Source organism: Stenotrophomonas sp. B2 (genome assembly GCF_014947095.1).
Taxonomy (GTDB): domain Bacteria; phylum Pseudomonadota; class Gammaproteobacteria; order Xanthomonadales; family Xanthomonadaceae; genus Stenotrophomonas; species Stenotrophomonas maltophilia_P.
In genome coordinates this window covers 281,252-301,814 of the sequence record NZ_JADCQA010000004.1, presented here as the reverse complement: position 1 = coordinate 301,814, position 20,563 = coordinate 281,252, and the positions used below count along the sequence as shown (strand labels likewise).

Below are 20,563 nucleotides of genomic sequence, written 5' to 3'. Positions count from 1 at the left end.
AGTGACTACTGCCCAGCGGAAGCGCTTGCGCGCAGACTCTGTCCCATGACCGATCTCCATCGACTTCGCGGCCGCATCAGCGCGCTGGTCCTCAGTGAGGCCTGGCGCCGCCGCGCCGCACTCTGGGGCGGTGCCGTAGCCGTGGCGCTGGTGGCCATCCTGTTCGCCAAGGCCAGCGACGCGGCATTCCATCTGTTCCAGCGCATCACCACCCATTCGCCGTGGTGGGCGCTGCTGCTCACGCCAGGCATCTTCGCGCTGCTGGCATGGCTGACCAGCGGTGTACTGAAGCCTACCCGCGGCAGCGGCATTCCCCAGGTCATCGCTGCGCTGGACAAGCCGGATGCCTCGTTCCGCGCGACGAATCTTTCACCGGCGGTATCGGCCGGCAAGCTGCTGCTGACGTCACTGTCGTTGTTGGGCGGTGCTTCGGTCGGCCGCGAAGGTCCGACCGTGCACGTGGGTGCAAGCCTGATGTACCTGTTCGGTCGTTGGTTTGGTTTCAAGGACCCGCGTGAGCTGTCGCACTTCCTGCTGGCGGGCGGCGCCGCAGGCATCGCGGCAGCATTCAATACCCCGTTGGCAGGCATCGTGTTCGCCATCGAGGAACTCAGCGGCCGCTTCGAGCACCGGTTCTCGGGCACGCTGCTGACGGCGGTGATCGTCGGTGGTGTGGTATCGCTGGGTCTGCTGGGCAACTACACCTACTTCGGCCATGTTTCGGCGCGGCTTCCGCTGGGCCAGGGCTGGCTGGCGATCCTGCTGTGCGGTGTGGTGGCAGGATTGCTGGGAGGACTGTTCGCGCGCGCCGTACTGGCGAGCGCGGCAGGCCGTCCGCGCTGGCTGGGGCAACTGCGCCAGCGCCATCCCGTGCTGTTGGCCGCCGGCTGCGGCCTGGTGGTGGTGGCGCTGGCGATGCTGTTTGGTGAAGGTGCGTTCGGCACCGGCTACGAACAGGCGCGCAGCCTGGTGCAGGGTCACGCGCTGGTGGGTCATGAGTTCGGGCTGATGAAGCTGCTGGCCAATCTGGCCTCCTATGTGGCCGGTATCCCCGGGGGCCTGTTCTCGCCCGCGCTGGCGGTCGGTGCCGGGTTGGGCCACAACCTGGCGGTGCTGATGCCCGGCGTGGATCCACGCGCGTTCGTGCTGCTCGGCATGTGTGCGTATCTGACCGGCGTCACCCAGGCCCCACTGACCTCCGCCGTGATCTCGCTGGAACTGACGGACAGCGGTGACCTGCTGCTGCCGATTCTGGCCACGGTACTGATTGCCCGTGGGGTATCCGGTCTGGTGTGCCGGGTGCCGATCTATCGTGGCCTGGCCGAGCTGCTGATGGTGCCTGGCCCATCGGCCGATGCCACGTCCGTCGATCCCGGTCGAAAGTAGGTGATCCGCGTACGTGCCCGGCAGATGCTGCCAGGGAGAGGCGACCGGCAGCCACCCTGGCAGGCCATGCAGTAGGGGGCATGGTGGGTCATACCCGTCGGCACACGATGACGGGCATTTCACCGACCCATGTCTGGTCCGTCCGCCGATGGCGTCGCTGCCTGCCATGCGCGAGCCTGCGGCATGCGCATCGTCCACCGCATCGTCGCCGGGGCCCCGTTGCAACGGCTGCTGCGCCTGCTGATTCCACTACGCTGCCTGGTCTGCAATGACCCGGGTCACGACGAGCTGGATCTCTGTCCGGCCTGCTACGCCGGACTGCCGTGGTCGGGTCGCGCCTGCCTGCGCTGCGCGCTGCCGCTGCCGGATGCGGCCCTGATCGTCTGCGGCAGCTGCCGCGAGGAGGCACCACCGCAGCTGGCCACGCACGCAAGCCTGCTGTACCTGCCGCCGGTGGACCAGCTGCTGGTGCGCTACAAGTTCCACCAGGACCTGGCGGCCGGACGCCTGCTCGCGCAGCTGATGCAGCGCGCGCCGCCGCCCTGGTCGTGCGCGCCGCTGGTGCCGGCGCCATTGCATGATCGGCGCCTGCGCCAGCGTGGTTACAACCAGGCCGCCGAACTATGCCGGTTGCTGCCGATGCCGGTCTGGCAGGGCCTGTACCGTCGTCGGCACACGGCACCACAATCCGAACGCACGGCCGAACAGCGCAGGGACAACCTGTTCGACGCCTTCGATGCACATGCGCCGGTGCCGCCGCGGCTGACCGTGGTCGATGATGTGATGACCACCGGCAGCACCGTGATGGAAATCGCTGAGACACTGCGCTGCGTGGGGGCCGCAGAGGTGCGCGTGTGGGTCTGCGCACGGGTTCCGTGATCGCCCTCTTCATCGCCACGGGCTAGGATGAAGCCGATTCCGGATCGAAGGAGTGGTCATGAATTCCCCCCTGTCTCCCCTGTTGTCGGCGGTCGGTCGCAGCTGGTGGATCCTGCTGCTGTACGGCCTGGTCGCACTCGGCTTCGGCATCATCGCGATCGGCTGGCCGCTGTCGGCGGCGACAGCCCTGGCCTGGACGCTGGGCGTGATGGCCATCATCGAAGGTGTCATCAGCCTGTTCGCGCTGATCAGCGGTGGCAGCGGTGCCTCGCGCGGCTGGCTGGCACTGTATGCCATCGCCTCGCTCGGTTTCGGCATTCTGGCGGTGATCAATCCGCTCGCCACCGCCAGCGTGCTGGTGCTGTTCCTGGCAGCGTGGCTGCTGGTGGCCGGCATCTATCGCATCGTGTACGCAATCCGCGTGCGCAGGCAGATCCAGGGCGAGTGGTTGCTGATACTCAGTGGTGTGCTGGCGGTGGTGCTGGGCCTGCTGTTTGCGGCCAATCCCTACGCGGGCGTGGCCGTGACCACGCTGTGGATCGGCATCGGCAGCCTGCTGTATGGGCTGCTGCAGGTGCTGGTGGCATTCAAGCTGAGGAAGCTGAAGTGAGGCCGGCGGGTTCGTTTCTGCTGGTCGCGGTGCTGGGCCTGGCCGGTTGCATGCCCGGCGCCACAGCGGATGCGCAGGCTGGCAGGGATCATCCGCCGCGTCCGGGCGTGGATGTGCGTCTGAGCGCAGTCGATGCTGCCGGCAATGGCACACCGGTGCAGTGGCAGGGTGAAACACTCGCGCTGCGCGAGCCACCGATTGCCGGCAGTGCCGACATCGCCGATGTCCGTTACGTGCTGGACCAGAGCCAGCAGCCCGGCCTGCAGATCCGCTATCGCAAGGAGGCACAGCAGCGCATCCACGATGGCACGGCCGCACTGGTGGGAAAGCGGGTGGCGATCAGCGTGGATGGCCGCGTGCTGACGGTGGCGACGGTGAGTGGCCCGTTCGGCGAATCGATGATGTTGAGTGGCCTGCCCAGCGTGGCCGAGGCGCAGGAACTGGCATGGCACATCACCGGCCAGCGGGTGCCGGCGCCCTGAACCCTGCTCAGCGCTGCCTGGTCGCGAATCTGGCCTCGATTTCCTCCAGCGACCTGCCCTTGGTTTCCGGCAGCCAGAACGCAGCCACCAGGAAGAACACGAATGTGCATGCCGCCCAGAACAGGAACATGCTGGCGTAGCCATAGTGGCCCACGGTCGGCAGGAAGATCGCGGCGATGGTGGTGGACACGAACTGATTGATCAGCAGCGCGATGCTCATGCCATTGGAGCGGATCCGGTTGGGCATCAGCTCGGACAGTGCCAGCCATACGCAGACGCCAGGGCCCACCGCGAAGAAGGCAACGAACACGAGGATGCAGGCGGCCACCGCCCAGCCGTGGGCGGGCGTTGGCACCGGTCCGATCCGCGCCTGCTCGATGCGCAGCGGTGCGTGCGCGGCGCCGGCCGGGTCTGCGAACGGATTCAGGTGCAGGGTGCGGAAGAAGGCGCCGATGACGCTGTCCGGCTGCACGGTGCCGGCACGGTCGATGCGCAGCTCGCGATCGATCAGGTTGTCACTGCGAAGTGCGCGCACGTTGGTAAAATCGCCATAGGCGTAGGACACGGTCAGCTGCATCGGACGGCCTTCGCTGTCGATGCCGTCAGTGAGGCGTTGCCACTGTGCCTCGTCCAGTACCAGATGCAGGCCATCGCCGCTGGCTGCGGCCTGCAGCTGCGGCTGCACATCGGCGCGGCCGCGTTCGGCCTGGAAAAACAGGGTGGCGGCGGCCAGCAGCGCCACGCAGATACCGCCGCTGCCGAGCATCAGCAGGAACTTGCGGCCCTTGCGATCCACCAGCAGCAGCGCGACCACGGTCATCACCGCATTGAGCAGCTTGATCGCCACGTCGGCGCCATTCGCCACCGAACCGGACAGGCCCGCCTGGTTGAGGATGTTCACCGCATAGGCGAGCACCGAGTTGATGCCGGTGGCCTGGGTGCAGGCCAGGACCACGCAGGCCAGCACGAACGGCACCACGTAGCGGCGGCTGAGCAGCGGATCACGCCTGCCGTTCGTGCCACTGGATTCCGGTGCCTGGATGCGCGCGAGCGTGGGCTCGACCTCGGCGGCGGGCAGCACCCGCAGCAGGCTGCGACGGGCGTCGTCCACCCGACCACGGCGGACCAGCCAGCGCGGCGACTCCGACAGCCAGAAAATGCCGGCACAGAACACCAGGCCCGGCGTCAGGCAGCTCCAGAAGATGGTCCGCCACGCATGGTCCTTCACGGCGAACAGTTCCTGCGCCTGCTGTGCCAGCGGCAGCGAGCGCACGGTTTCGGCAGCGGCATCCACGGCCTGGGCGTGGTACAGGCCGATCAGCGCCGCCAGCACGAGTCCGATGGTCAGCAGCAGCTGGAACATCGCTGCACCCCGGCCACGCCGCTCCGGACTGAGCACCTCGGCCAGGTACAGGGGTACCACCACTCCGATCAGGCCGCCGCTGATGCCCTGCAGCAGTCGGCCCAGCAGCAGCGGCGTGTAGCCCGAAGCGAGCGCCATGATGGGAATGGAGGCGGTAAACAGAACGCCAGCCAGCAGCATCGCGCCGCGGCGTCCGATCAGGTCGGCCACCATGCCGGCAAACAGTGAGGACAGCACACTGCCCAGCAGAACGGCTGCAACGACGAATCCCAGCTGCTGGCTGCTGAGCTGCCAGGCCTGGCTGGCGGTCGCTTCCAGATAGGGCAGGGCACCGGCAATGATGCCGATATCGATGCCGTACAGCAGGCCGCCGAGGCCGCCGATGAAGAGCAGATAGCGTACGGGCCAGCGCGGAGCGGTGCTTGCAGTCATCGGCAGTTCCTGTGGTAGCGCCGGGCCCTGCCCGGCGGCGGTTCTTCGCAGATTGCGTTCTGTGGCGCCGCGCCATGCGTGGCTCTACGGCAGGGACGTTGCTCAGTGCAGCTCGACCACCCGGCCACCCACCACCACCTGCTGCAGGCGCAGTCCAGCGTCCAGCACCACCAGATCGGCGCGGGCGTCGGGCGCGATGCGACCGCGATCGCCCAGGCCCAGGTAGTCGGCCGGGAACGTGGAAACGCGCTGCGAGGCGTCGGCCAGATCCAGGCCGACACGCACCAGGTTGCGCAGTGCCTGGTCCATGGTCAGCGCGCTGCCGGCCAGCGAACCGGTCGCCAGCCGCACGCAACCGCCACACTTGTGCACGCGCTGTTCGCCCAGCGCGTACTCGCCATCCGGCATGCCGGTGGCGGCCGTAGCGTCGGTCACCGCGTACAGGCGCGGAATCGCGCGCGCGGCCAGGCGGATCACGCCGGGATGGATGTGCTGCAGGTCGGGAATGATCTCGGCGTAACGTGCATGGGCGAGCGCCGCCGCCGCGATGCCCGGGCGATAGTGATCGACGCCGGTCATGCCGTTGAACAGATGGGTGAAGCCGGATGCACCCGCCTGCAGAGCGGCTACACCTTCTTCGTAAGTACCCGCGCTGTGGCCGAGCTGCACACGGATGCCCATCGCCGAAAGCGCAGGAATCAGCGCCGTGTGTTCGCCGATCTCCGGCGCCAGCGTCATCACCCGGATCGGTGCCAGCGCATGCAACTGCTGCACCAGCGCCAGCGTCGCCTCGATCGTACGGTTGGGCTGTGCGCCCAGGCGCTGAGGGCTGATGAACGGCCCTTCCAGATGCACGCCGGCGATGCATGCGGCCTCGTCGTCCGGTGCTGCCATGGTGGCGGCCACGCCCTGCAGGGCGTACTCGATCTCGTCCAGGCCGGCGGTCATGGTGGTCGCCAGCAGGGTGGTGGTACCAAAGCGCAGGTGGGTGCGGGCGATGGTGCGGGCGACGTCGCCGCCCTGCATCAGGTCTACACCGGCAGCGCCGTGCACATGCAGATCGATGAAACCGGGAAGGATCACCTGCAGCTGCGGGTCATCACCGCCGCTGTGGTCGTCCACCTGCAGCTGGCGCACATGCGAGTCGAAGTGGACATGCCCACGTCGCCACCCCAGCGGGGTGAGGATGCGGCCATGCAGGGAACGGGTGTCGGTCATGCGGGCGGCTCGGCGATGATCACTTCGATGCCCAGCCGCTGCAGGCCCTCGCGGGTTGCGTCGTCGATGCCGGCGTCGGTGATGACGGTATGGATCTGATCCAGGCGGGCGATGCGATGCAGGCTGACACGGCCGAACTTGGAGGCGTCGGTCAGCACGACGATGCGCCGCGCGCGCTCGACCATGCGGTGGTTGAGGCGCGCTTCCGCCTCATCGTGTGTGGTCAGGCCGAACTGCAGGTCCAATCCGTCCACGCCCAGGAACAGGGTGTCGAAGCTGTAGGAATTGAGGCTGGCCTCGGCCTGGCTGCCCTGCAGCGACAGCGACTGCTGACGCAGCAGCCCGCCCGTCAGCAGCACATTGATGCCGGCAGCATTGGCCAGTTCCCACGCGATGTTCAGGCCATTGGTCATCACCGTCACATCGCGGCGGCCACGCAGATGGCGGGCCAGCGTCATGGTGGTCGAACCGGAGTCGATGATGATGTTGTCACCGGCCTGCACCAGGTTCGCCGCGCAGGCGCCGATGGACTCCTTCAGGGGCAGATTCAGCGCATCCTTTTCATGGATGTCCTGCTCCTGCGGAGGCGTGCGCACCAGATTGGCGCCACCGTGGGTGCGGTTGGCCAGGCCCTGCGACTCGAAGTGGGTCAGGTCGGCGCGGATCGTCACCGCGGACACGCCGAAGCGCTCGACCAGATCGGCCACCTGCACCGAGCCGTGCTCGATCAGCAGCTGCAGGATCTGTTGCCGGCGGGAGCGGGTGTTGCGCATGGCGGAGTCTCGGGTCTGCGGTGAGGGGTAGAGATTAGCCGTTCGCAGCAATGCCGGCAGCGGATCGTGTGTCCTGCCCGCGTTTGCCTGCCTGGTTGGCGCTGCATGCGCGGGCATACTCGCCCAGGCACTGGCCGATGCGGTGCTGCACCAGGGCCGTCGGCGTGTTGGCCAGGCGGCCGTCACGCACGGCGCGGTACTGCTCCGGCAGGTACTGGCTCAGCAGCACCAGCGGTGGCGTGTGCTGCTCCAGGTTGGAGAACAGGGTCTGCACCGCGCGCAGCAGTGCCGGCTCGCCCCAGTAGTAGCGGCAGCGGTCACTGAAGGAATAGCTGCGCAACAGGCGCAGCGTCGCCTCGTCACCCTGGTAGTAGGGTTGCCAGTACTTCGGCTGCGCCACCATCACCTCTTCCAGCACCTGCGGCAGGCGCGAGCACTGCGCAGCCGGCAGCAGCGCCTGTTCGATCGCCGCCAATGCGAACAGTGCCTCACGATAGGCGAAGGTGGCGGCAGGGCCGACCTTGAGAATCGCGAAATGATCGCGGACCAGCGCATGCAGTCCGCTTTCGCGCTGGTAGTCGGTGGAGTGCGCCTCGAACACGATGCGCGGCTGCTGTTCTAGGAAGTCGGCCAGCGCATTGGCGGCGACCGGATCGTACTCGTGCACGCTGCTGTGATCGAAATCCACGCCCGGCTGCACCACCATCGCGATGACGCGCTGCCAGGCATCGCGCAGTTCGGGGGTATCGAATGCCTGCTGGTGGATGGCCAGGGTCTGCGCGGCGGCTGCCGGCGTGGTCACCTGCAGGCCGCCGGCCAGCGAGGCTTCGCCGCCGGGAACGGGCACTTCGGTGCCGATCACGTACACCGGCGCCGGCAGACCGAGCTGGGCAGCCGTGCGCTCGGCGATCGTCGCCAGCTCCGACGAACGCGCGGCCACGGTGGCATCAGGCAGCGGCACCGGATCGTCGGCGCAGGACATGCTGCAGTCCAGGTGGATCTTGTGGAAGCCGGCGGCGACATAGGCTTCGATCAGCACGCGCGCGTGGGCCATCGCCTCGGCGGCGGGGCGCTTCTGCCAGGCGTTCGGACCGAGATGGTCGCCGCCCAGGATCAGCCGCGTGCGCGGAAAGCCTTCCTCATCCGCAAGCGTGCCGACATAGTCGCGGTACTGCGGCGGGGTCATGCCGGTGTAGCCGCCGAACTGGTCGACCTGGTTGGAGGTGGCTTCGACCAGCAGCACCGTGTCGTGTGCCAGTGCCACATGCATGGCCGCGCGCAGCACCTGTTCGTTGCTGCAGCAGACGCTGTACAGGCCCACATTGTGGCCGGCGCGGTGGGAGGCAAGCAGGGTCTGCAACGGGGACATGGTCATGCTCCGGACAATCAGGAAAACGAGGGTTGGCAGGCAAGCAGCGCGGCACCGCGGGCGCCACCGGCATCGCCGAAGCGCGGGGGCACGATCGGCGGCACCTGCACGCCGTTGAACAGATGGGCAGCGATTGCCGCCGGCAGCTGCTGGTACAGCGGGGTGTACTGCGAGAGGCCGCCACCGAGCACGATCACATGCGGGTCCACGGCCAGCACCAGTGCAGCGAGGCTGTGGCCGAGCAGGTCGCGGTGGATGTCCAGCGCGCTGCGTGCACGCGCATCGCCGCCTTCGGCCAGTGCGATCACCGCACTGGCATCGACGGCCGCGCCGCCCAGGTGGCGTTCGATCATCGCCAGGCCGCTGCCGGATACATAGCGCTCCACGCAGCCCTGCAGGCCGCACGCGCAGTCGATCAACGGCAGGCCGTGACGCTGCAGCAGGTGGCCCGGCACGCTCCAGTGCCCCCATTCCCCAGCCAGGCCGTTGAAGCCGGACAGCAGGCGGCCCTGCAGGCAGAAGCCGCCACCGGCGCCAGTGCCGAGGATCGCGCCGAACATGCTGGGGTAGCCGTCGGCTGCGCCGCCATGCGCTTCGGACAAGGCGAAGCACTGCAGGTCGTTGCCGAAATGGAGCGGACGCTGCAGGCGTGCCTGCAGGTCGGCCGCCACACTGTGGCCGGTCAGCGCCGGCACGTTGGCACTCAGCTGGCGGCCCGTGCGGCGGTCACGCACACCGGGCAGCGCGATGCCGATGGCCGCATCGTTGCGGCCCAGTGCGGCGTCGGCGTCGGCGACCAGCGCCACCACCGACCGCAGAAAGCCATCGTAGTCACCCTGCGGAGTGGCCACCCGGCGGCGCCAGGTGACCTGCATCGCCGCATCGCACGCCACCAGCTCGATCTTGGTGCCGCCGATATCGATGCCGTAGCAGGCATGGGCGATCAACTCAGCCATGGTGGATGGTGACACCCTTGACCACGCGGTTCACCGTGCCGTCGGGGAACGGATTGTCCGGGGTCAGCCCCAGCGCGGCCGAGCGCTGCAGTGCGAACAGCTGGCCGAAGGCCAGCCACACCGGCGCCAGCCAGGGATCATCCAGAACCGGCTCCAGGACGGGTACGGCGAGGGTGTAGTCATCGTCGGCACCGATGTCCGAATGCGGGCCGATGGCCAGCACCTGGCCGGCCACGCCGTCGCGGCGCAGCTCGTCCAGCAGATCCTGCTCGTAGCGGCGTGCAAGCGGCTGCACGCTGCGCAGCACGATCACCAGGGTGCTGCCATCCAGCGTGGATTTCGGGCCGTGGCGGAAACCGAGCGGCGTGTTGGCCAGCGCCAGCACGCGGCCGGCGGTCAGCTCCAGCACCTTCAGCGCGCACTCGCGCGCCAGCGCTTCCAGCGGACCGCTGCCCAGATAGATGACGCGGTTGAAGGGGCGCTGTGCCAGCGCGGCCACCGGTGCATCCCACTGCGCCTGGCCTTCGCGGGCCAGCGCAGCGAGCTGCGTCAGGCGCGCCACCCGCGTCTGCCACGGTGAGCGGTCGAACACGGTCAGCGCGGCCAGCAGCATGCAGGTCAGGCTGCTGGTCATCGCAAAGGCGCGGTCGCAGCTGGCCGACGGCATCAACAGGGTGCAGGTATCGGCACGGCCGGCACCGCGCCGGGCCAGTTCGCCATCAGCGTTGCAGGTGATGTCGAGGAAGCGTGCGTCATCCACGTCGCTGCGCACACGGTCCACCGCTGCCACGCTTTCCGGGCTGGAGCCACTGCGGCCGAACGAAACCAGCAGGGTGGGGCGGTCGCGTTGCAGATACAGGGCCGGATGGGTCAGCAGGCTGGTGGTATGCACCACACGGACGTCAGCGGCCCACTGCGCGTTGATCGCATCGGCCACCATCTCGGCGATGAAGCCGGAACTACCGGCGCCAGTGAACAACACGCGCTGATCGGGATTGTCGAGGCGGTCGCCCAGGAACGCCTGCAGGCGTTCGCGGGCCTGCAGCAGATCCTGTGCAAGCGCGTCCCACAGTGCTGGCTGCTGGGCGATTTCAGTAGCGGTATCGGCTCCGCCCCGGCGCTGCCAGGCGGACACATCGGAAAGCAGGGTGACGTCCATTCGGAGGTTCCAGTTGGGCCATCGCACGATCTGTGTTTTCTTTCGAAATGTCAAATACCGAAAGCAAAAAGAAAGATAAAGAGCGCTTGGCGTTTGTGGTAGACCGCAATCGTCCAAAACGAAAGGAATCGAAAAATGCCGTATCGCACCAAGCTTAACAGGGGGGTGCAAGCGATTACACAAAGTACTGCGCCGCATCACCTTTCGTTTCAGTCGAACTTATCTTACTTTTTGCTTTCCATTTGTTGACATCTTTCGAATCCCTGCCCTAGAGTCGGCCCAACCGCTTTCGAAACGCCCGGTGAACGGGTTGGGAGTCCGCGTGGAAATCTGCATTCGTCGCTCGCCGCTGATGCTGGCCCTGTTGCCGGTGCTGCTGCTGGCGTCCATGTCGGCCCACGCCGAACCCATCGGCAACCTGCGCTCGGTCACCGCCAGCAAGGCGGGCACGCCCGCCTGGGACCTGCAGACCGACACCGGCGCGCGTGTGCGCATCGAACTGCCGGCTGCCGACATTGTCCGTGTGCAGGCGGGGCGCAAGGGGGTACTGACCGGATCCGGCGACAAGGCCGCGCCGATCGTGCTGCCCCAGCCCAGTGCCGACGTGCAGGCACAGCTGGAAGAAGATGCGCAGGAGATCCGTCTGCGCACCGGCGCACTGGTGCTGCACGTACAGCGCCAGCCGCTGCGCCTGCGGTTGGAGCGTCTGGACAATGGTCAGCCCACTGCGTTGTGGCAGGAGCTGCAGCCGCTGGACCTGGATGCTGCACAGAGCGTGCAGGTACTCTCGTCGCAGCCCGACGAAGGTTTCTTCGGCGGCGGCCAGCAGAACGGCCGTTACCAGTTCAAGGGACGCGAGCTTGAGGTGTCCTACTCCGGCGGCTGGGAAGAGGGTGATCGACCGAGCCCGGCGCCGATGCTGCTGAGCAGCCGCGGCTGGGGCATGCTGCGCAATACGTGGAGCGACGGCAGCTACGACCTGCGCCAGCCCGATCAGTCCACCCTGCTGCATCGCGAAGATCGTTTCGACGCCTACTACTTCGTCGGTGCCGATCTGCCGGCATTGATCGAGCGCTACACGCAGCTGACCGGCCGCCCCAACATGGTCGCGCGCTGGGCGCTGTCCTATGGCGATGCCGATTGCTATAACGACGGCGACAACGCGAAGAAGCCAGGCACCGTGCCCGAGGGCTGGAGCGATGGCCCGACCGGCACCACGCCTGACGTGGTCGACAGCGTGGCCAAGCAGTACCGGGCACACGACATGCCCGGTGGCTGGATCCTGCCCAACGACGGCTATGGCTGCGGCTACAAGCAGTTGCCCGAGACGGTGAAGGGTCTGGCCGGATACGGATTCCGCACCGGCCTGTGGACGGAGAACGGTGTCGACAAGATCGCCTGGGAAGTCGGCAAGGCCGGCAGCCGTGTACAGAAGCTGGATGTGGCCTGGACCGGCAAGGGCTATCAGTTCGCGATGGACGCCAACCGCCAGGCGTTCAATGGCATCGTCGACAATTCCGATTCGCGTCCCTTCCTGTGGACGGTGATGGGCTGGGCCGGCATCCAGCGCTACGCGGTTGCCTGGACCGGTGACCAGAGCAGCAGTTGGGATTACATCCGCTGGCACGTGCCGACCCTGGTCGGCTCGGGATTGTCCGGCATGGCCTATGCCAGTGGCGATGTCGATGCGATTTTCGGCGGCAGCGCCGAGACCTACACCCGCGACCTGCAGTGGAAGGCCTTCACTCCGGTACTGATGGGCATGAGTGGCTGGTCGTCGAACGCGCGCAAGCACCCGTGGTGGTACGACGAACCCTACCGCAGCATCAACCGCGATTATCTGAAACTGAAGATGCGGCTGACGCCGTACATGTACGGGCTGGTGCACGACGCCGCGCAGACCGGCGCGCCGCCGGTGCGTGGGTTGATGTGGGATTACCCGCGCGATCCGCACGCGCAGGACGAAACCTACAAGTATCAGTTCCTGCTGGGCCGCGATCTGCTGATCGCACCGGTCTACCGCAGCCAGGCGGCCAGCCGCGGCTGGCGGCGCGACATCCATCTGCCGGCCGGTGGATGGATCGACTACTGGGATGGCCGCCGCGTGCAGGCCGGCGCCGAGGGCCGCCAGCTCGACCGCCAGGTCGACCTGGCCACGCTGCCGGTGTTCGTGCGCGCCGGGGCCATCCTGCCGATGTATCCGTCGATGCTGTTCGATGGCGAGAAGCCGCTGGACGAGGTCACCTTCGATCTCTATCCGCAGGGCGATTCGCAGTACACGCTGTACGAAGACGACGGCAACACCCGCCGCTACCAGCAGGGCGAATCGAGCACGCAGCAGATCCGCGTGCAGGCGCCGGCACAGGGCAGTGGCCCGGTCCAGGTGCAGATCGCGGCCGTGCAGGGCACCTACCAGGGCCAGCTGGCGCAGCGTCGCTACGGCCTGCGCGTGTTGAGCCGGCAGGCCCCGCGCGCAGTGCAGGCCGGCGCCCGTGTGCTGCCCGCGCTGGCCGACGCGGCTGCCTTCAACGGTGCCGACGAAGGCTGGTATTTCGATGCCCGTGAGCGTGGCGGTACCGTCCATGTGCGTACCGCCACGCAGGATATCCGCCAGCCACTGCAGGTGCAGCTGGACTTCGCCGTGACCGCTGCCGCTGCGGACGATGCTTATCCGGCCGCGCCGGTGCTCGGCCGCGAGCTGCCGGCCGACAGCCTGCTGGTGGTCAACCGCCCGGCGGAAGAGCCTGGCCATCCGCTGGAGAACGCGTTCGACGATGACCCGGCCACCTGGTTCCGCAGCGTGCGCAACCAGGCCGTGCGCACCGGCGCCCACGAATGGGTGGTCGGCTTCGGTGAGCGCCGGATGATCGACGGCATCGAGCTGGCGCCACGCAACGACAAGAACTGGAAGCATGGCCAGGTTCGCGACTACGAGGTGTACCTGGGCGACAGCAATGGCGAATGGGGCGAGCCGATCGCCCGGGGCCGGCTGCAGTTGAAGGAAGGGATGCAGCGCATCGACTTCCCCGCACACGCGGGTCGCCTGCTGCGTTTCCGGGTGCTGAGCGTGCAGAACCCCGAAGGCGACGGCGCCAGCAGCACCGACCCGATGGTCACTGCGGCACAGGGCAGCGCCCGCGCGTTCGACGCGTTGCAGCCACGCGATGTCGGCCCGATCGCGCTGTCCACCTTCCACATCCTCGAGCACCAGGAACCGGAGCGACCGGCCCGGCAGCGCTATCTCTCCGAGCTGCCGGTGCCGGCCGCGCTGGCCAGCCAGATGCGCGCCGACCAGGCCTTCCGTGGCGAGGCCGGCATGCGCATGAACGGCCTGCAGTTCCGCCGCGGACTGGGAGTGGGCGCGAACAGCCGCATCGACCTGCGCCTGCAGGGCGGCTGGCGCCTGCTGCGTGCGGATCTGGGCATCGATGATGCCTGCCGAAGCGCAGGCGGCCTGCAGTTCCAGGTCTGGGGCGACAACCGCCTGCTCTACGACAGCGGCCTGGTGAAGGCGCCCGGCGTGGTCAAGCCGGAGCTGGACATCCGTGGCCTTACCACCCTGAGCCTGCGCACGCTGGGTGCGCAGGGCAGTCAACCCGCCCAGGTCTGTGCCAACTGGGCCAACGCCGTGCTGATCGGCCAGGAGGGCGACTCCGCCAGCATCGTCGCCCCATGACCCCTTCGTAACACCGCTCCTCCCCCGCCCATACCGACTGCGGCCTGCTGGCCGTGGCCCGGGAGCGTTTTGCCCGCTGATCCACATTCGCGCCGCACCCCTGCCAGGAGAGAACCCCGATGTTGCCCGCACGCTACCGCCGCCCCCCCTGTCGCACGATCGCTCCGCTGACGCTGGCCATTGCCGGCGCGCTGCTCTCGGTCGCCCTGCCTGCCGCTGCGCAGGACAGCAAGGACAACGCCACCGACCTGGCCCGCATCGAGGTCACCGGCTCCAACATCCGCCGTACCGATGTGGAAACCGCTTCGCCGGTCCAGGTCATCAGCAAGCAGGACATCCAGAACATGGGTGCGCGTACGCTGCTGCAGGTGCTCGACAACCTGCCGGCTGCCCGCCCGGCGCAGCAGGATTCGCGCTCGCTGTTCACCGGCTCCGACGGTGCCTCGCAGGCCAATCTGCGTGGGTTGGGCGCACAGGGCACGCTGGTGCTGCTGAACGGTCGTCGCCTGTCGTACTACGGCGCACCCGCCGGCTTCCAGACCCAGTTCGTCAACATCGATGCGATCCCGGCTGCCGCCATCGAACGCATGGAAGTGCTCACCGATGGTGCTTCGGCGGTGTACGGCACCGACGCCGTGGCCGGTGTGATCAACGTGATCACCAAGCGCAACTTCCAGGGCGCGGAGATCAACTTCACCAACGATACGTCATCGCGCATCGACTCCTACGGTGAGCGCCAGGCCAGCATCACCGCCGGCTTCGGCGACCTGGCCGAGAACCGCTTCAACATCTACGGTGCGGTCAACATGTACCGCCGTGACGCGATCCCGCTGCGTGATTTCTACGACAAGCGTCCCGAGCAGTACTACGTCAACAATCCCAATTACCTGACGAACCTGCGCCTGGGCGTGGGCAGCAAGCCGGGCGAGTTCAACCCGGGCAGTTACTTCGCCTTCGATCCGGTCACCGGCCGCCGCGTGCAGGAGGCCGCACCCGGGTGCAAGAACGTGCTGCAGGGCGAGGCCGCCGGTCCGCGTTGTGTCTGGGAGACCTGGATGAACAACGAGATCGACGCCGGCGCCAAGTCCGAGCGCAACACCGCCTACCTCAATGGCACCTTCCTGGTGGGCGACTCGACCGAAATCTTCGCCGAGGCGACCTACACCGACATCGATCTGCGTGCCAATGGCGGTACACCCCGCAGCTATGGCACCACCACCGGTAACCCGACCAGCTGGTTCTCCCGCGATACCGGCACTACGGTCAACCAGTTCCTGTATCCCTACCTGGGGCCGAACAACGAGTACAACCACGCCAGCCCTGAACTGAAGGCGATGATGGGCGGCGTAGTCGGCCTGCAGTACCTGCTGCAGGATGCCGGCGCCAACTACTTCGGCCAGCGCAACACCGACAAGAGCTACCGCGTGCTGACCGGTGCACGTGGCAACATGGGTGACTGGAACTGGGAAACTGCTTTCGCCACCGCCGGCACGCACTCCACCACCTACCAGACCATCAACGTCAACCTGAAGGGCTTCGAGAAGGCCTTCGGCCCCTACTCGGTGGATCCGGGTACCGGGCGGGTGATCATTTCCGACCATCCGGCATACAAGTTCGGTGAGATCAGCGAAGCCAACGCAGCGCTGATCCGCGAGGCGTTCCCGACCTTCGACATCCAGTCCTGGACGCGCCTGCACACCCTGGACGGCAAGATCGAAGGCCCGCTGTTCCAGCTGCCGGCCGGTGAGATGCGCGCCGCGTTCGGCTTCAATGCCAGCCGCGAAACCTTCTACACGCCGGGCAATGCCGACGCAGCCGCCGGCCTGATCACCCAGCAGGGCGGCTCGTGGTTCGACGGTGCGCGCAACACCTATGCACTGTTCGCCGAAACGGTGGCGCCGATCACCGACAAGCTGGAACTGGATGCCGCGGTCCGCGTGGACAAATACCCGAACTTCAGCGCCAACGTCGCACCCAAGATCGGCTTCAAGTACCAGGCATTCGATCAACTGATGCTGCGCGGCACCTATTCGACCGGCTTCCGTGCGCCGAGCCTGGCCGAGTCCGGCAGCGGTGGCGTGTTCGCCCAGCTCGGTGGCTACCGCGATGAGGTGCGCTGCGCCGAGACCAACGCGATCGCCGACCTGTTGCGGCAGTCGCAGCGCGCCGGTGACGTGGACCTGGGCAAGAGCCTGGCCAACGTCGATTGCAGCCGCACCGTGGCCCGCATGACCCAGCCCAACCAGGACCTGAAGCCGGAGAAGGCCAAGATCGCCACCCTGGGCTTCGTCTACGAGCCGGCCAGCTGGCTGTCGGTGTCGGCCGACTACTGGTTCATCTACCGCAACAACGAGATCGTCGCCCCGGATTTCAGCCGTGACACCGACATCATCTCCTCCACCCGTTCGCCGATCACTGATGCCGATCGTGCAAACCTGGCCCAGCTGGCGGCGATGTGCGCCGACCCGGCCAGCGGTGTGAGCTGCCCCTCGGTTCTGCCCGGCTACACCGTGGGCAACGTGGCCAGCGTGGTCGGCCAGTACAAGAACCGCGGCAAGACCCTGGTCGACGGCTTCGACGTGGACGCACGCAGCCGCTTCTCGCTGGGCGAGTGGGGCGGGCTGAACGTGGGCCTGGCCGCCACCATCGCCAATCGCAACCGCTACTACATGGATGAGGAAAGCGGCTGGTACTACGGCGACGTGGTGGGCTACTACAACAACCCGCGCCTGCGCGCCACGCTCAACGCCGACTGGACCTACAAGCAGGTGACCACCAGCATGTTCGTCAACTATGTGGGCGGTACCAAGTGGGCCCGTGACCGCGTGGATGAAGTCGATAACAACAAGGAGACCTGCACCGCCGGCTACCTGGCGCTGCAGGCCAGCAAGTGCGACGGCGCGCCGTCCTGGTGGACCGCCAACCTGAGCGTCACCTGGCGCCCCGATGACGCCTGGAACCTGAGCTTCACCGTCAAGAACCTGTTCGACCGGCTGCCGTTCTACGATCCGAACAGCTTCCTGGGTGACTCCAGCGACTACGCGACGATCTTCGGCCGTGGTTACAGTGTGACCATCGGTTATCGATTCAAGTAAGCAGGTTCGAGTGATCCAGCGCGCCGGTTGCGGCCGGCGCGCTTCCAAGAGGAGAGATGTTTGCCATGAAACGCAGGGAGTTCATCGCGGCCAGTGCCGCCGTCGCCGCCAGCAGCCTGTTGCCACAGACCCCGGCCTGGGCGCGCGGGCGCACCCTCCGCCTGGCCATGATCGGTACCGGCATGCGCGGCCAGGTGCTGTTGAAGGAGCTGGTGCGCCGCGACGATGTCGAGGTTATTGCACTGTGCGACATCGAGCCGATCATGCTGGGTCGTGCCGTGGACATGGTCACCAAGGCCGGCAAGCCTGCGCCGAAAACCTATGGCCAGGATCGCGACAGCAACGCCTGGAAGCGCCTTCTGGAACAGAAGGGCATCGATGGCGTGATCATCGCTACGCCGTGGGAATACCACGCGCCGATGGCGATCGCCGCCATGCAGGCGGGCGTGGCCGTGGGCTGCGAGGTGGTGGCCGGCATCACCCTGCAGGACCACTGGGATGTGCTGAAGACCCAGCTTACGACCGGCACGCCGTACATGCTGCTGGAGAACGTCTGCTACCGCCGCGATGTGATGGCCGCCCTGCAGATGGTGCGACAGGGCCTGTTCGGCGAGCTGGTGCATCTGCAGGCCGGCTACCAGCACGACCTGCGCGGGGTGAAGTTCAACTCCGGTGATCCCAGCCAGCCTTACGACAGTGGCGTGGAATTCGGTCCCAAGGGCTGGAGCGAGGCGCGTTGGCGCACCGAGCATTCGGTGGAGCGCAACGGCGAGCTCTACCCCAGCCACAGCATCGGCCCGTGCGCGATGTACACCGGCATCAACCGCGGCAACCGCTTTACCCATATCAACGCTTTCGCGACCAAGGCACGCGGCCTGCACGAGTACACCGTGGCCAAGAGCGGTGGCACCACCCACCCCAGCACCCAAGTGAAGTTCAAGCTGGGTGACATCGTGACCACCACGCTCGCCTGCGAGAACGGTGAGACCATCCTGCTGCAGCACGACACCTCGCTGCCTCGACCGTACTCGATGGGCTTCCGCGTGCAGGGCACCAAGGGTCTGTGGATGGACGTCAACCACTCGATCCACATTGAAGGCCGCAGCCCGCCGCACCAGTGGGAAGAGTTCAAGACCTACCAGGATCAGTACGAGCACCCGCTGTGGAAGCAGCATGCCGACACCGCGGCCAGCGCCGGTCACGGCGGCATGGACTGGTTCGTCATCCATGCGTTCGTCGAGGCACTGAAGGCCAAGGCGCCGATGCCGATCGACATCTACGATGCAGTGACCTGGAGCGCGATCACCCCGCTGTCCGAGCAGTCCATTGCCAATGGCTTCCAGACGCTGGAGTTCCCTGACTTCACCGCTGGCGCGTGGAAGCAGCGCAAGCCGATCTTCGCCTTCGACGGCACGTACTGATCCGTACACCCACGGTAGCGCCGGGCCATGCCCGGCGTTGCTATGTGGACCGGTGTGCTCGCCCCTGTGGCGCTGGGCCTGCGCTCGGCGGCTGCCGGCTTCCAGTTCTTAGCGTGGAAGATCAGCGGCCTGCTGATTCTGGGGCCGTGCCGGTGGGCCAACAATCGATGGCCTGAGCAGGGAAAGATGGCGCGCCCGGAGGGATTCGAACCCCCGACCAATGGCTTCGGAAGCCACTACTCTATCCGGCTGAGCTACGGGCGCGTTGTAGAACCCACCGGTTGTCCGGTGGTAGGGCGGAATTCTAGCGGAGTCCACGATAAAAATCTGCCCCTGATTGCGCTACTGGATTTCGAGCACAGAAGAACGGGCAATGTGGAACCGATCGCCGAAGCGCCCGGCCGCTCGCCCATCCGCAGGGAGGCCGACAATGAAGCCCGCTGGATCAGTCGAGAATCGCCTGATGAGATGATGGGACTCACGCTCAAGGTTGCCGGGTCCATGCGACAGGGGCATCGCCATACGCGCTCTGGCCGGTTCCTGAGTGCTCGCAATGCGGCTCGCAGTCGAACCCCGGCCCGGTATGGAGCACTTACCCGGTCGAGATGCCCCCAGCTTGGCCATGTCAGATGGACTCGCCATCTGCAACTCCAGGCGGTTGGCGCAGCAGGCACCTAGCCGAGAATATAGCGGGCAGGGGATTCTGGAAGGCGCTTCCTCAGCAGGAACACAGTGAGACTCGTAACGGCCAGGCACAACACTGCACCGGATAGTACGAGCGCCAAACCGCTTGTTGACCATGGCCAGGAATCCTTCAATAGCGAAAGAATCGAGGGCAGGAACAACATATGGATCAAGTAAATGGCGTACGAGTTGCGTCCAAGCCAGGTGAGCACGCCGCCCTTGTGCAGGAGCGTCTGCGCATCGGCGAGGCGAATGGCCAATGCGAATAGTGCTCCTGAATACAGGAAATTCGAGACCTTGAGCTGCGAGAATGGGAAGGATCCGCCAATCGTCGCAAGCCAGTATTTGCTCTCCAGCAGTCCAGCGGCGAATGCAAGGAGAACAGCGCCAATGATCATGCGGAGCGGAATCCGTGAAGCATCGCGTCGCCACCCGGCTACCAGTCCGAGATGGTAGAAGGGGTACCAGACAAAGAAGGGCAGAGCATGAGCGGGAAAGCCCGACAGTCTGGTATTGGGCTCGATGGTCTGAAAATAATATGTGTATGCGATTCCCACAAGAGAAATGGAAATAATCACGATCCAGTGCGTTGTGAGACTTTTTAGACTCAGCAGCAAAGGGGTTAGAAGAGTGAACTGGCACAGGACAATTACGAAGTAGCCGATTCCTATTCCCGTTCCGAATACATAGCCTTTGAGTGCCGTGATTGGATCCATCCCTTCACGGAATGCTCCAACGCCCAAATAGATCGTGGTCCAGACCAGATACGGCGGCAGTATTCGCAGCAATCGGGAAGCATAGAATTCTCTGATGCAGGTAATCTGCCCCTTCGGAGCAAAGAAGCCTGCGGCTGCAAAGAAAAATGGGACTGCGAAGTTGGTCAGCTGTCTGATCCACATTTCCTGGGTGGCCGCGCCGGATTCTGCTGTGCCGCCTGGGAATGCGCTGCACGCATGAATCGTAACGACTGCGGCAATGGCGAGCCCTTTCCAGTTATCCCAATATGCTGATCTCATGAATCATCCTTCAAAGGAACTGCGGGACGTCGCCAGTTGGTCAG

14 protein-coding genes and 1 tRNA gene are annotated in these 20,563 nt (G+C 66.2%); 7 read left to right on the top strand and 8 right to left on the bottom strand.

Going from position 1 to position 20,563, the window contains the following annotated elements:
* Positions 1–45 precede the first annotated feature (45 nt).
* From IMX13_RS06530 to IMX13_RS06515, 4 genes are all read left to right on the top strand, one after another.
* The gene (locus tag IMX13_RS06530) at positions 46–1,386 is read left to right on the top strand and encodes a chloride channel protein (RefSeq protein ID WP_065174319.1); all 1,341 of its coding nucleotides are present in this window, start codon (positions 46–48) and stop codon (positions 1,384–1,386) included.
* A gap of 183 nt (positions 1,387–1,569) precedes the next feature.
* The gene (locus tag IMX13_RS06525; protein ID WP_193396050.1) at positions 1,570–2,265 is read left to right on the top strand and encodes a ComF family protein; all 696 of its coding nucleotides are present in this window, start codon (positions 1,570–1,572) and stop codon (positions 2,263–2,265) included.
* A gap of 58 nt (positions 2,266–2,323) precedes the next feature.
* Entirely contained in the window at positions 2,324–2,875 is a 552-nt protein-coding gene (locus IMX13_RS06520) for an HdeD family acid-resistance protein (RefSeq protein ID WP_053518003.1), read from the top strand.
* Positions 2,872–3,357 (top strand): hypothetical protein, encoded by a 486-nt coding sequence (locus IMX13_RS06515; protein WP_319637173.1) that lies wholly within the window; start codon positions 2,872–2,874, stop codon positions 3,355–3,357. Before IMX13_RS06520 ends, IMX13_RS06515 begins: the two co-directional genes overlap by 4 nt.
* A 7-nt stretch (positions 3,358–3,364) precedes the next feature.
* On the opposite strand, the gene IMX13_RS06510 is transcribed toward IMX13_RS06515, so the two are convergent.
* The 6 genes from IMX13_RS06510 to IMX13_RS06485 all read right to left on the bottom strand — a co-directional run bounded on the left by IMX13_RS06510 (position 3,365) and on the right by IMX13_RS06485 (position 10,627).
* Positions 3,365–5,152 carry an MFS transporter gene (locus IMX13_RS06510; protein ID WP_053518007.1) on the bottom strand — a complete coding sequence of 596 codons (1,788 nt, stop codon included), beginning with the start codon at positions 5,150–5,152 and terminating at the stop codon, positions 3,365–3,367.
* Between the two features lie 102 nt (positions 5,153–5,254).
* Positions 5,255–6,370, bottom strand: a complete 1,116-nt coding sequence (locus IMX13_RS06505; RefSeq protein WP_065181471.1) for an amidohydrolase family protein — start codon at positions 6,368–6,370, stop codon at positions 5,255–5,257.
* A complete protein-coding gene (locus IMX13_RS06500; protein WP_053518011.1) occupies positions 6,367–7,143 on the bottom strand; it encodes a DeoR family transcriptional regulator in 777 nt (258 codons plus the stop codon). Before IMX13_RS06500 ends, IMX13_RS06505 begins: the two co-directional genes overlap by 4 nt.
* A gap of 34 nt (positions 7,144–7,177) precedes the next feature.
* Positions 7,178–8,512, bottom strand: a complete 1,335-nt coding sequence (locus IMX13_RS06495) for a D-tagatose-bisphosphate aldolase, class II, non-catalytic subunit (protein WP_193396049.1) — start codon at positions 8,510–8,512, stop codon at positions 7,178–7,180.
* 17 nt (positions 8,513–8,529) lie between these two features.
* Complete coding sequence (locus IMX13_RS06490; RefSeq protein WP_180877105.1) at positions 8,530–9,468, bottom strand: ROK family protein; 939 nt, start codon at positions 9,466–9,468, stop codon at positions 8,530–8,532.
* Complete coding sequence (locus tag IMX13_RS06485) at positions 9,461–10,627, bottom strand: SIS domain-containing protein (protein WP_128988378.1); 1,167 nt, start codon at positions 10,625–10,627, stop codon at positions 9,461–9,463. Before IMX13_RS06485 ends, IMX13_RS06490 begins: the two co-directional genes overlap by 8 nt.
* 322 nt (positions 10,628–10,949) lie before the next feature.
* Here IMX13_RS06485 and IMX13_RS06480 point away from each other — a divergent pair, with 322 nt between their 5' ends.
* From IMX13_RS06480 to IMX13_RS06470, 3 genes are all read left to right on the top strand, one after another.
* Complete coding sequence (locus tag IMX13_RS06480; protein WP_193396048.1) at positions 10,950–14,303, top strand: TIM-barrel domain-containing protein; 3,354 nt, start codon at positions 10,950–10,952, stop codon at positions 14,301–14,303.
* 119 nt (positions 14,304–14,422) lie between these two features.
* Positions 14,423–17,398, top strand: a complete 2,976-nt coding sequence (locus IMX13_RS06475) for a TonB-dependent receptor (RefSeq protein WP_193396047.1) — start codon at positions 14,423–14,425, stop codon at positions 17,396–17,398.
* Between the two features lie 65 nt (positions 17,399–17,463).
* Positions 17,464–18,819: a Gfo/Idh/MocA family oxidoreductase gene (locus IMX13_RS06470; RefSeq protein WP_111187265.1), complete on the top strand. Its 1,356-nt coding sequence runs from the start codon at positions 17,464–17,466 to the stop codon at positions 18,817–18,819.
* Positions 18,820–19,006: 187 nt separating this feature from the next.
* Here IMX13_RS06470 and IMX13_RS06465 read toward each other — a convergent pair.
* Positions 19,007–19,083: transfer RNA gene (locus IMX13_RS06465), tRNA-Arg, on the bottom strand.
* Positions 19,084–19,493: 410 nt separating this feature from the next.
* Positions 19,494–20,519 (bottom strand): acyltransferase, encoded by a 1,026-nt coding sequence (locus IMX13_RS06460; RefSeq protein WP_193396046.1) that lies wholly within the window; start codon positions 20,517–20,519, stop codon positions 19,494–19,496.
* Positions 20,520–20,563 lie beyond the last annotated feature (44 nt).